General features: G+C 69.0%; 13 protein-coding genes and 1 pseudogene. 9 read left to right on the top strand and 5 right to left on the bottom strand.

Translation table 11 applies throughout. The features are described 5' to 3' along the window. From JWP28_RS00285 to JWP28_RS00270, 4 genes and pseudogenes are all read left to right on the top strand, one after another. Positions 1–1,130, top strand: a pseudogene (locus JWP28_RS00285) (ATP-grasp domain-containing protein); the annotation flags it as partial. A gap of 233 nt (positions 1,131–1,363) precedes the next feature. Next, the gene (locus JWP28_RS00280; protein WP_299538635.1) at positions 1,364–1,528 is read left to right on the top strand and encodes a hypothetical protein; all 165 of its coding nucleotides are present in this window, start codon (positions 1,364–1,366) and stop codon (positions 1,526–1,528) included. 232 nt (positions 1,529–1,760) lie between these two features. Further along, on the top strand, positions 1,761–2,549 hold the full coding sequence (locus JWP28_RS00275) for a glucose 1-dehydrogenase (RefSeq protein WP_299538633.1): 789 nt from the start codon (positions 1,761–1,763) through the stop codon (positions 2,547–2,549). A gap of 11 nt (positions 2,550–2,560) precedes the next feature. Continuing rightward, the gene (locus JWP28_RS00270; RefSeq protein ID WP_299538630.1) at positions 2,561–3,061 is read left to right on the top strand and encodes an ATP-binding protein; all 501 of its coding nucleotides are present in this window, start codon (positions 2,561–2,563) and stop codon (positions 3,059–3,061) included. Here JWP28_RS00270 and JWP28_RS00265 read toward each other — a convergent pair. Beyond that, on the bottom strand, positions 3,058–3,687 hold the full coding sequence (locus JWP28_RS00265; RefSeq protein WP_299538628.1) for a glutathione S-transferase family protein: 630 nt from the start codon (positions 3,685–3,687) through the stop codon (positions 3,058–3,060). The genes JWP28_RS00270 and JWP28_RS00265 overlap by 4 nt on opposite strands. Positions 3,688–3,761: 74 nt before the next feature. Here JWP28_RS00265 and JWP28_RS00260 point away from each other — a divergent pair, with 74 nt between their 5' ends. The 5 genes from JWP28_RS00260 (at position 3,762) to pseG (ending at position 9,287) form a co-directional block, all read left to right on the top strand. Further along, the gene (locus tag JWP28_RS00260; protein ID WP_299538625.1) at positions 3,762–4,139 is read left to right on the top strand and encodes a nuclear transport factor 2 family protein; all 378 of its coding nucleotides are present in this window, start codon (positions 3,762–3,764) and stop codon (positions 4,137–4,139) included. Between the two features lie 226 nt (positions 4,140–4,365). Further along, positions 4,366–4,839 carry a transcription elongation factor GreA gene (gene greA, locus JWP28_RS00255; RefSeq protein ID WP_299538623.1) on the top strand — a complete coding sequence of 158 codons (474 nt, stop codon included), beginning with the start codon at positions 4,366–4,368 and terminating at the stop codon, positions 4,837–4,839. Positions 4,840–4,880: 41 nt separating this feature from the next. Then, complete coding sequence (locus JWP28_RS00250; protein WP_299538621.1) at positions 4,881–5,879, top strand: mitochondrial fission ELM1 family protein; 999 nt, start codon at positions 4,881–4,883, stop codon at positions 5,877–5,879. A gap of 102 nt (positions 5,880–5,981) precedes the next feature. Further along, entirely contained in the window at positions 5,982–8,150 is a 2,169-nt protein-coding gene (locus JWP28_RS00245) for a calcium-binding protein (RefSeq protein WP_299538618.1), read from the top strand. A 102-nt stretch (positions 8,151–8,252) separates the two neighbouring features. Next, on the top strand, positions 8,253–9,287 hold the full coding sequence (pseG, locus tag JWP28_RS00240) for a UDP-2,4-diacetamido-2,4,6-trideoxy-beta-L-altropyranose hydrolase (RefSeq protein ID WP_299538615.1): 1,035 nt from the start codon (positions 8,253–8,255) through the stop codon (positions 9,285–9,287). A gap of 16 nt (positions 9,288–9,303) precedes the next feature. Here the strand turns inward: pseG and JWP28_RS00235 are convergent, their stop codons facing one another. Genes JWP28_RS00235 through JWP28_RS20600 form a run of 4 tightly spaced genes read right to left on the bottom strand, consistent with a single transcriptional unit; the run spans position 9,304 to position 11,849 of the window. Further along, on the bottom strand, positions 9,304–10,248 hold the full coding sequence (locus JWP28_RS00235; RefSeq protein WP_299538612.1) for a phytanoyl-CoA dioxygenase family protein: 945 nt from the start codon (positions 10,246–10,248) through the stop codon (positions 9,304–9,306). A gap of 52 nt (positions 10,249–10,300) precedes the next feature. Next, complete coding sequence (pseI, locus tag JWP28_RS00230) at positions 10,301–11,362, bottom strand: pseudaminic acid synthase (RefSeq protein WP_299538609.1); 1,062 nt, start codon at positions 11,360–11,362, stop codon at positions 10,301–10,303. Beyond that, positions 11,359–11,685, bottom strand: coding sequence for a DUF5615 family PIN-like protein (locus tag JWP28_RS00225; RefSeq protein ID WP_299538606.1), 327 nt, complete (start codon positions 11,683–11,685; stop codon positions 11,359–11,361). Before JWP28_RS00225 ends, pseI begins: the two co-directional genes overlap by 4 nt. Positions 11,686–11,690: 5 nt before the next feature. Continuing rightward, positions 11,691–11,849 carry a DUF433 domain-containing protein gene (locus tag JWP28_RS20600; protein WP_366143774.1) on the bottom strand — a complete coding sequence of 53 codons (159 nt, stop codon included), beginning with the start codon at positions 11,847–11,849 and terminating at the stop codon, positions 11,691–11,693. Between the last annotated feature and the right edge of the window lie 9 nt (positions 11,850–11,858).

Raw genomic sequence — 11,858 nt, 5'->3', positions numbered from 1 at the left:
ATCCGGTGGTGATCCGGCCCTCCTACGTGCTGGGCGGCCGGGCCATGGAGATCGTCCGCGATGACGAGCAGCTTGAGCGCTACATCACCAATGCGGTGAAGGTGAGCGGGGACTCACCCGTCCTGATCGACCAATATCTCTCCCGGGCCACCGAGGTGGACGTGGACGCGCTCTGCGACGCCGACGGGGCGGTCTTCGTGGCCGGCGTCATGGAGCACATCGAGGAAGCCGGCGTGCACTCGGGCGACAGCGCCTGTTCCCTGCCCCCGTTCTCCCTGAAGCCGGAGACCATCGCCGAGCTGAAGGTCCAGACCACCGCCATGGCCCGGGCCCTGGAGGTCCGCGGCCTGATGAACGTGCAGTTCGCCATCGAGGAGCCACACGCCGAGACGCCGCGGATCTTCGTGCTGGAGGTCAATCCGCGCGCCAGCCGCACCGTGCCCTTCGTGGCCAAGACCATCGGCCGGCCGGTCGCCGCGATCGCCGCCAAGCTGATGGCAGGCCGCAAGCTTTCCGAATTCGACCTGGTCGAGAAGCCCTACGACCACATTGCGGTGAAGGAGGCGGTGTTCCCCTTCGCGCGGTTCCCCGGCGTGGACACGGTGCTGGGCCCCGAGATGCGCTCCACCGGCGAGGTGATGGGCCTGGACTGGGTGCGGCCGGGCGAGACGCTGGCGCCGGCCTTCGCGCGGGCCTTCGCCAAGAGCCAGCTCGGCGGCGGGACGGTGCTGCCAAAAGAGGGCTGCGTCTTCGTCTCGGTGAAGGACGCCGACAAGCCGTGGGTGCTGGAACCGGTGAGGCTCCTGCTGGGCCTCGGGTTCACGGTCTTGGCCACCAGCGGCACGGCGGCCTTCCTGGCGTCCGAGGGCCTGCCGGTCGAGCCGATCAAGAAGGTGCTGGAGGGCCGCCCGCACATCGTCGACGCCATGAAGAACGGCGGGGTGCAACTGGTGTTCAACACCACCGAGGGCCGCCAGTCGCTGGCCGACAGCTTCGAACTGCGCCGCACGGCGCTGATGATGAAGACCCCCTACTACACGACCGCCGCAGGCGCGCTCGCCGCCGCCCAGGCCATCGTGGCGACGGTCGAAGACACCCTCGAAGTGCGGCCGCTGCAGAGCTACGCCTGAGGCTTAGCATACCGACGTTATACCAGAGTCACTTTCCCCAGAGAGGCGAACTCAAGGCCAAGCTTTTGATTGACCAAAGTTATTTGGAAGCGCAAATTCCAAATCAGTGCCTGACTGATGCAGGCCCAGGGCGTGCTCCGGCGGCCCCATAGATAGACCGGCCGGAACGACGCCGTTGGCGTCTGCCGCAGTCTGGCGGGGGCAAGACCCCCAGCAGATTGGGAGGAAGCCGTATGCACTCTGACCACCCGGAAATCCACCACCACAAGAACAAGCATCTCGCCGAGCGTTTCGAAGGCCTGCTTGGCGCGCTGATGGTGGTCGCCATTGTCCTGCTCGCGATCGGCATGGCCTATGGGATCATGACCGCCGACTCGACGCCGAGCTGGATGCGTTAGAGCCTCCGGGGCCGGCGAGCTTCTCGCCGGCCGGTTGAGAGATCCGACCGTTCGCGCGCGGCCGGACGAGCCGTGACGGTGACCGCATGCCCGTTGCGGCCGCAGATCCGCCCACGAGGCGGACGCCGGGGCTTTGCGCCCTCCCCTCCCCGAGCTTGCGAAGCCCTGGCGGCGGACCGCGCCGTGAGCTAGGCCTCCTGCAATCCAAAGCAGGTCGGAACGGGAGGCGCTCATGGGCGGTCGTGTGCAGGGCAAGGTGGCGCTGATCACCGGTGGGGCAAGCGGCATCGGGCGCGGCTGCGCCGAGACGCTGGCCGCCGAGGGTGCGTTGGCGGTGATCACCGACGTGCAGGACGCCAAGGGCGCGGAGGTCGTCGCGGCCATCGGCAAGGCCGGCGGCAAGGCGGAATACCTGCGCCATGACGTCACCGACGAGGCCGCCTGGGAAGGCGTCATCGCTCAGGTGAAGGCCCGCCACGGCCGGCTCGACATCCTGGTCAACAACGCCGGCATCGGCATCGGCGGCTCGATCCTGGACATGACGCTCGCCGACTGGCGCCGACAGACCGCGGTCAACCTCGACGGCGTGTTCCTGGGGGTGAAGCACGCGATCCCGCTGATGCGCGCCTCGGGCGACGGCGGCTCGATCGTCAACATGTCCTCGGTGGCCGGGTTGAAGGGCGCCCCGACGCTCGCCGGCTACTGCGCCACCAAGGGCGGCGTACGCCTGTTCACCAAGGCGGTGGCCATGGAGTGCGCCAACGCCAAGGACGGCATCCGGGTGAACTCTGTGCATCCGGGCATCATCGAGACGCCGATCTGGCTGTCCATCACCAACACCGCCAGCCCAGGTGCGAATGCACCGCCGGACCTCGACGCCATTTCGGCCATGGCCGTGCCGCTGGGCATGAAGGGCCTTCCGCAGGACATCGCCAACGGCGTGCTCTGGCTGGCCTCGGACGAGAGCCGCTATGTGACCGGCGCCGAGCTGGTCATCGACGGCGGGCTGTCGGTCCGCTAGCGAGCTTCGACATGACGGCGACCCTGAACGTGATCTTCGGGCCCTGCGGCGCGGGCAAGACCACCTACGCCCACACTTTCGCCCGCCGGGAAAAGGCGGTGGCCTTCATCCTCGACGACTGGATGGCGCGGCTGTTTGGCCCCGACATGCCTGAGCCGCTGCAGTACGACTGGATGGTCGAGCGGGTCGGCCGTTGCGAAGGGCAGATCTGCGCGGCGGCGGCCGGGGTGCTGGCGGCTGGGACCTCGGTGATCCTGGACATCGGGCTGATGCGCAAGGCCGACCGGACCCGCGTGCGGGAGATCGCCGAGGCCACGGGCCTCGAGCTGGTGTTCCACTTCGTGGACGCCCCGCAGGAGGTGCGGCGCGCGCGGGTGGAAGGACGCAACGTCGTGCGCGGCGAAAACTTCGCGATCGAGGTCTCGCCGGACATGTTCGACTTCATCGAGGGCGTCTACGAGCCGCCGGAGCCGGGCGAGCTCGCAGGGACGGTGATCAGCGTCAGCGATTAGGCCACCGGGAACAGGTGGGAGGGCCAGGTGGCGTCGGCGGCGCGGTGGAAGGCTTCGCGGGCGGTCAGCCGGCCGTTGTAGTCCAGCAGCACCGGCTCCTGCGGCAGGACCTTCTGGTAGAGCAGGCGCGACAGCGTCCCGCCGAGCACCACGTCGGCGGCGGAGAAGCGTCTTCCCAGCAGATAGTCCCGGTCCTTCAGCACGCCGGTTAGCACCTGCACCATGTCGTCGAAGGCCCCGAAGCTGAAGTTGAAGCCCGGCAGGTCGATCTTCTGCTCGTGCAGGGTGGCGACCGGATCGACCACGGCGGTCGAGAACACCATCCACTTCAGGTAGGGGCCGCGGTCGGCCTCCTCGATCTTCGGGGCCAGAGTCCCGTAGCCGTAGCGGTCGGCCAGGTAGATGGCGATGGCCGGGTTCTCGCTGACCACCACCTGGCCATCGGTGAGGGTCGGCACCTTGCCGGCCGGATTGAGCTTCAGATAGGCTGGCGACTTCTGCTCGCCCTTGCGGATGTCGATGGTCCTGACGTCGAAGGGGACGCCCAGTTCTTCCAGCATCCAGTAGGCGGTGAAGGCGCGGCTGGCCGGCGAATGGTAGAGGGTTATTCCGCGCGGCGCGGCCATGCGATCTGTCTCCTGTGGCGGCGCCTAAGCTAGGGTGGCGAAGCGTCCGCCGCCAGTTGTGGAGTATCTCCAAAATGCCCAGCCGTGAGCGCGTGCAGGCTTTCGTCGCCCTGGTGGAGCAGGCGAAGTTCGTCGAGGCCCTGGAGGCGTTCTACCATCCGCACGCCTCGATGCAGGACAACCAGCAGCCGCCGCGCCTGGGCCGCGAGCGGCTGATCGCCGACGAGCGCGCCACCATGGCCCGGTTCGAGACGATGACGACCGACCCGGTGACCGACCTGCTGGTGGACGGCGACAAGGTGACGATCCGCTGGCGGTTCACCTTCACCCCGGCCGAGGGGCCGCCGATGATCATGGAGGAGGTCGCCCTGCAGCGCTGGGAGGGCGACCGTATCGCCGAGGAGCGGTTCTTCTACGATCCCCGCCAGACCCGGCCGTCGCCGGCCAGCTGACTGGGTGCAGCCTCGAAGGACATGATGAGGCCGCAAAGCGCCCGTTCCATCACCGGAACTTCGCCGGGCTGTTCGAACGCGCCTGGCGCGCGGCTCGCGTAGCGCGGGTTTGGGTGAGCTTGCGTTTTGCGGCGCACAATTCTATCCTCTTTCCCCCCGGACGCCTGCGCCCGCGGCCGGAAACTGCGAACTTCCAACTAGGGCGAACCCGAGTCACCGACCTCCCATGGAAAAAGTCCCGATGACCGCCGAGGGCTATCATGCCCTCGACGAAGAGCTGAAGCGTTTGAAGACCGTGGAACGGCCTGCCGTTATCGCCGCGATCGGCGAAGCGCGGCTGCACGGCGACCTCTCAGAGAACGCCGAATACCATGCCGCCAAAGACCGCCAGGGCTGGATCGAAGGCCAGATCGCCGAGATCGAGGACAAGATGGCGCGCGCCCAGGTGATCGATGTCTCGAAACTGTCGGGCAAGCAGGTGAAGTTCGGCGCCACCGTCTCGGTGATCGACGAGGACACCGAGGAGAAGGCCCGCTACCAGATCGTCGGCGAGCACGAGGCCGACGTGAAAAAGGGCCGCGTCTCGATCACTTCGCCCATCGCCCGCGCGATGATTGGCAAGGAAAGCGGCGAGACGGTCGAGGTGAACACCCCGGGCGGCGTCAAGGCCTACGAGATCACCAAGGTGGAGTGGGTCTGACCGACTCCGCGACGGCCCCACTCCGCGACGCTCTTTTCGCGATGACTGGGGCCGCCGCAGCTCCCCTGACCATCTGGGCCGTATCCGACGGCCGCGTCGGCATCGAGGCCCAGGTGCGGGGCCTGGCGGAGGCGGTGGCGCGGCGAAGGCCGGCGAGCATCGTCGTCAAGCGGGTCGACTGGAAGTGGGGCCTGGGGCGCACGCCCCTGAGCCTGATCTCCTTGCCGCGCCTGACCCTGCGCGCCGACAGCCCCATCACTCCGCCCTGGCCCGACATCTGGATCGGCGCCGGACGCGCCAGCCTGCCGCTCTCGCGGCGCGTCCGCCGCTGGTCGGGCGGGCGCACCTTCGTGGTCCAGACCCAGGACCCGCGCCGCGCCCTCGCCGCCTTCGACCTGGTGGTCCCGCCCGTCCACGACCGCCTGAGCGGCCCCAACGTCTTCCCTATCGTGGGCGCTCCGAACCGGATCAGCGCCGAGGGCTTCGCCCGCGACCTGGCGCGCTTCCGGCCGCGCATCGATCCCTTGTCGCAGCCCCGCGTGACGATGATCGTCGGCGGCAAGTCGAAGGTCCACGACCTGCCGCCCCGGCGGGCGCGGGAGATGGCCGCCGAGGTCGCCGCCGCAGTCAAGGCGATCGGGGGCTCGCTGCTGGTCAGCTTCACCCGACGCACGCCGGAGCCGGCCCGCCGTATCCTGACCGAGGGCCTGTCGGACATTCCGGGGTGGATCTGGGACGGCGAGGATGACAACCCCTACTTCGCCTTCCTGGCGGCGGCGGACATCATCCTGGTCACCGAGGATTCCACCAACCTTGCCACGGACGCCGCGACGACTGGCAAGCCGATCCATGTGCTGGCGATGGCCGGCGGGGGCGTCAAGTTCGACCGGTTCCACCAGGACCTGAGGCGCCGTGGCGTCACGCGGCCGTTCACCGGCAGCCTGGCGAACTGGACCTATCCGCCGCTGGACGAGACCAATCGCGCAGCCGCCGAGCTGCTGCGCAGGTTCGATGGGCGCCCGGCCGCCGCCCGCGGCTGAGCACCTGGGCGCCTCTTGGTAAACGCATCCGCCGTTTAGCAAGACTTTCGCAACATCCTCACGGCATGGTCGCGTGAATTTTTCTGATTCGGGGGCTCTGACGTGGCGAACTTTTTCTTCGATCAAATGACCACGGCGCAGGCCGCCGGCTATCTGCAGGCGAACGACGTGCTGGTGTTCAACACCGGCACCGCCAGCCAGGCGACGGTGATCTTCAACCCGCTGACCGTGAACAACGCGCCCAGCATCACCCTCACCTACAACGGCAACAGCGTGACCTTCGGCGACGGCGCGGCGGTAATCCGCGGCCAATCGCTCACCCTCTTCCCTGACAGCTCCAAGCTGTTCATCGGCCAGGCTACGTCCGACACCGTGACGGGAACGGGCGGCGCGGACGGCCTGTTCGGCGGGGACGGCGACGACAGCATGAACGCCGCCGGCGGCAACGACCTGCTGCAGGGCAACCAGGGCAACGACACTCTCATCGGCGGCGGCGGCTTCGACACCATCTACGGCGGCCAGGGCAACGACAGCATCGACCTGAACGGCAGCGGCGGCGCCACCAGCACCAACTTCGCCCAGGGCAACCTCGGCAACGACACCATCACCGGCAGCGCCAACGGGGACACCATCCTGGGCGGCAAGGACGACGACAGCCTCTCCGGCGGCGGCGGCAACGACGTGCTGGACGGCAACCTGGGCAACGACACGGTCGCGGGCAGCACGGGCGCCGACGTCGTGATGGGCGAGGACGGTGACGACAACCTGACGGGCGGCGGCGGCAACGACTCGATCAACGGCGGGAACGGCAACGACACGATCAGCGTGGGGGCCGGCAACTCCACTATCGACGCCGGCGCCGGCAATGACGTCGTGACCAAAACCGGCACGGGCAGCGATCTGATCAGCCTGGGCGCCGGCGACAACACGCTCACCACCGGCAACAGCAACGACACCATCAGCGGCGGCGACGGAAACAACGGCATCACAACCGGCAACGGCAACGACAACATCACCACCGGCACCGGCAACGACACGGTGCATTCGGGCACGGGCAACGACGTGATCATCGTCAGCGACGGGGCCAACGTCGTCGTCGACACCGGCGGCGCCAATATCGTCATTTCCGGTAGCGGCAACGACGCCCTCACCACGGGCGCCGGCAACGACAGCATCTCGTCCGGGGCCGGCAACGACGTCATCATCTCCGGCGCCGGCGTCGACAACATCGACGGCGGAGCCGGCAACGACGCGATCACCTTCACCGGCGGCGGCGGGTTCGTCACGGGCGGCGACGGCGACGACACCATCACCGGTTCGGCTGCCACGACGGCCAGCACGATCGACGGCGGGGCCGGCAACGACAGCATCCTGTCGGGCACGGGATCCGACACCATCCTGCTGGGCGAGGGCAATAACACCCTGACCGACGCCGGCGGGGCCAACACCATCACCGGCGGCTCCGGCAACGATTCCGTCACCCTCACCACCTCGACCGGAAATCACGTCGCGCTGGGCGACGGCGCCAACCTGTTCGACGATACCAACGGCACGGGCGCCGACTTCGTCACCTCGGGCTCCGGCATCGATCTGATCACCACCGGCAGCGGCAGCGACAGCATCTCGTCGGGCGCCGGCAACGACGTCATCGTGAGCGGCGCCGGCACCGACATCATCGACGCGGGCGCGGGCAACGACTCGATCACCTTCACCGGCGCGGGCGGCATCCAGGCCGGCGACGGCGACGACACGGTCACCGGCACTGGCGGCCTTGCTTCGGTCATCGACGGCGGCGCGGGCAACGACGTCATCATCGGAACCGCCGCGGGCGACACCATCACCGGCGGCGCGGGAAACGACACCATCACCGGCGGCGGCGGCCACGACGTGCTCACCGGCGGCGGCGGCACGGACACCTTCGTGTTCGGCGCATCGGACTCGCTGGCCAGCACCGGCGCCACCGGGGTCGCAGTGATCAGCGACTGGAACTCGGGCGACTCCTTGAAGGTCGCTTCGATCGGAACCGGCGTGGCCTTCTATCATAACGACAGCCTCACCGCCGGGAGCTTCGGCGCCGCGATCACGGCCGCGGATACCCAGATCCATACGACGCATGCGACGGACAAATACGCCGCCGTGCAGGTGGGAGCCGATGTGGTCGTGTTCATCGACACCACCGCCGATGGCCACATCACAGGCGCGGACGATGCGGTCATCCTGACGGGCCGCTCGCTTACCGACCTCGCCGGCACCGGCAGCAGCTTCATCTAGCGTCCTGCCACAATATCGACGTGAGGGGCCGCTCTTCGGGGCGGCCCTTTGCATTTCAGCCTGGGGCGGGCAGGTTTAGGGCTTCCGGAGGCAGCGGCGATCATGAGCAGTCCCAGCATCCTGTTCGTCGTTGACGCCGGCCCGGTGGTGGGCGGCGGCCACGTGATGCGGTCGCTGACGCTGGCGGGGGTGCTACAGGCGCAAGGGGCGGCCTGCCGGTTCATCGCGCCCCCGGCCGTGGCCTCGATCCTGGCGTCCTTCGCCCCGGAGATGGCCCAGGCCCCGGCGGCCTCCACGGCGCCCCGCGACCTTGCCGAGGCCGTCGCGGGCGAGACCTATGACGCGGTGGTGTTCGACCACTACGGCCTCTCTGCGGCCGATCACCGGACCATGGGCCAGGGCGCGCCGACCCTGGTCATCGACGACCTCGCCGACCGCCCCCTGGGCGGCGACATCATCCTCGACTCCGGACCGGCGCGCCGCGTCGGGGACTACGAAGGGCTGATCGGCGAGGACGCCCGCCTGTTGCTGGGCCCGCCCTATGCGCCGGTGCGCCCCGAATTCGCCGCCCTGCGCGACACGGCGCTGGCCTGGCGCGGCGAGCCGGTGGGCCGCGTGCTGGTGTCGCTGGGCCTCACCGACCTCGACGGGATCACCGGGCGCGTGGTCGACCGCCTGCGGCCGCGGATCGGCGACGCCGGCCTGGATGTGGCGCTGGGCGCTGACGCGCCGAGCCTGGCCGGCCTGAGCAAGATCGCCAGACGCGACACCCGCATCACCCTGCACGTCGACAGCCCGCACATGGCCAGGCTGACCGCCGAGGCCGACATCGCCGTGGGTGCAGCCGGCTCCTCGACCTGGGAGCGCTGCACGCTCGGCCTGCCGACCCTGATGGTGGTGTTGGCGGACAACCAGCGCGCCGCCGCCCAGGCGCTGGTTGAGCGCGAAGCGGCGCTGGTGGCTGACCTCGGCGCCGCCGACTTCGAGACCGCCTTCGACCGGGGACTGACGCGGCTGATGACCGATGCGGCGCTGCGCCGGCAGCTCGCCAAGTCCAGCGCCGAGCTCTGCGACGGCCAGGGCGCGCCGCGCGTGGGGGAAGCCTTCCTGAAGCTGATCGCGGACCGCGCCGGCTAGGCAGGCCGCCGCCTCGTCAGGCGTGGTTGACGGTGTTGCGCCGGATCGCGGCCGAGCCGTCGGCGGCCAGGTCCGCGCGGGTGTCGGAGAGGCTCAAGGGCCCCTGCAGCTTGGCGTTGACCGCGTCGAGGCCGGTCGGGCCGTCGTGGCGGCGGGCGACCAGGTAGCGCAGCGAGATGCGCTCGTGGTCGGCGGCGTCCGGCTGGGTGCCGTGCAGGGTGCAGGCGTGCCAGACGGCGGCAAAGCCCGTTCCGCCGGTCAGGATGCGCTGGCGCGCCACCACCTCGCCGTGCTCGGCGTTGCGGTAGAGCCAGTCCGAGTCGCCGATGCGGCTGAGGTTGTGCGGGAAGACCGAGCCGCCAAGCTTGTGGCTGCCCTCCAGCAGGTAGAGCGGGGCGTCGGCGCGGGTCACCGGATGCAGGTAGATGTAGAGCGTGAGGAAGTCGGCCTCGCGCTGCTTGTAGTCGATCAGGTCCTGGTGGAAGTCGATGCCGTAGAAATAGGTCACGTCGCGGTGCTGCGGCCTGACGTAGGCGCCGAGGTTGTTCACCGGATTGCCGAGGATGCGCTTCTTCAGCCACTCCGGCACGGAGCCGGCCGGCACGCCGCAGACCACCTTCTTGTTGAGGATCTCGTAGTCGGGACCGAGCAGCGCGGTGATGCCCTCCACGAGCTGCGGCGCCTGCTCGACGAAGCCGAGGCCGTCTTCGAGCCGCTCCAGCAGGTTGCGGCCGGGCCGCGGATTGACGCCAGTGTACTGCGGATCGGCGTCGAACTCCGCCTCCGAGAGGAACAGGCTGGACCCGAAGTCGCGGGTGGCGCGGATGCGCGCCAGGAGGTCGGCGCAGGCGGTGGCGTCCACAGGCTCGGCGAACAGGTGCGCCCCGTCGCGGATGAAGTCGGTGACGATGGTCTCGCCTAGCGAGGGTTCAAGGTCGCGCGGCTTCGGCATGGCGTTCATCGGAACATCTCCCGCATCGCTGAAGCAGGCCGCGATTTGGCTTAATCCGCGGTTACCTCTCGGCGCTTTCGACCATGTCCCAAGCCAGCGGCTCGCCGCGCTTGAGATCGCGCGACGCCGGGCGGCCGAGCACTTCGTCCAGGCGCGCGGGCGGCAGGCCGATGCCGGGGCGAACGGAACGGACGTTGGTGCGGTTTAGGGGCTCTCCGGCCTTCACGTCGGCGGTGACGTAGAGCGAGCGGCGGAACTGCAGCGAGCCGCGCTCCGAGCCCAGGACGTCGTAGTGGGCGCGGCCAAGCGCCGTCCAGGCGTCCTTGCAGTCGCGGACCAGCGCGGTGAACTCGGCGGGCTCCAGGCTGAAGGCCGCGTCCGGGCCGCCGTCGGCCCGGGCCAGGGTGAAGTGCTTTTCGACGACGCTGGCGCCCATGGCGATGGCGGCGACCGAGGCCGCCGTGCCGTGGGTATGGTCGGACAGGCCGATCGGCGAGGCGAAGCGCCCGGCCATATCCGCCACGGTGCGGACGTTGGCGTCGGCGAGCTCGGCCGGATAGCTGGAGACGCAGTGCAGCAGCACGACACCCGCTGCGCCGGCCTCCAGGGCGGCGGTCCGCGCGGCCTCGATCTCGGCCAGGTTGGCCATGCCGGTGGAGATGATCAGCGGCTTGCCCCTGGCCGCCGCGTAGCGGATCAGCGGCAGGTCGACGGCCTCGAAGGAGGCGATCTTGTAGGCCGGCGCGCCCAGTCCGGTCAGCAGGTCGACGGCGGTCTCGTCGAACGGGCTGGAGAACAGGGTGACGCCCCGCTCCGCGGCGCGGGCGAACAGCGCGGCGTGCCATTCGTAGGGCGTCTGCGCCTCGCGGTAGAGCTCGTGCAGGCTGCGGCCGTCCCAGAGCCCGCCGGTGATCCTGAACTCCGGACGGTCGACGTCGAGGGTGATGGTGTCGGCGGTGTAGGTCTGGATCTTGATCGCGTCGCAGCCGGTGGCGGCCGCCGCATCGATCATGGCGAGGGCGCGCTGCAGGCTGCCGTTGTGGTTCCCCGACAGCTCGCAGATGACGTAGGGCGGGTGGTCCGCGCCGATCCGGCGGCCGGCGATCTCGACTTCTGGTGTCATGACCCTCCCGCCTCGACCACCAGTGCGCCAGCCTCAAGGTTTTGCACCACTTTTTCCCACACGGCATCCAAACGCGCGATTAAGGCCGGGTTGACCGCATTGCCGATCCGCACCCACACGACTGCAGCGCCTGGCCGTCGGGCCGTAGCCCACTCAACAAAGTCATGATCCTTGGTCACGATGACAGCGCCCGACGAAAGGGCCGCATTCCAGATTTCTTCGTCAGATGCGGCGAGCAACCCAAGATCGGCAACATGCTCAGCCTCGTGGCCGTGCCCGACGATCCAGCCTGCAAGTGCGGCCGGAAGCTGGGCGTCGACCAAAAATCTCACGCGGCAATGACGGCCGTTCCCGCGACCTGAGCGGCCGCGTAGGCCAGCACGGCCCGAATGTCGTCCGGCTCCAGATACGGGTATTCGGTCAGGATCTGCTCAGCCGTCGTGCCCGCGGCCAGCATCTCAAGAACGTCTTGCACCCGGATGCGCATGCCACGGAT

The organism is Phenylobacterium sp. (assembly GCF_028290885.1).
Lineage (GTDB): Bacteria > Pseudomonadota > Alphaproteobacteria > Caulobacterales > Caulobacteraceae > Phenylobacterium.
This window is presented reverse-complemented; position numbering and strand designations above follow the sequence as displayed.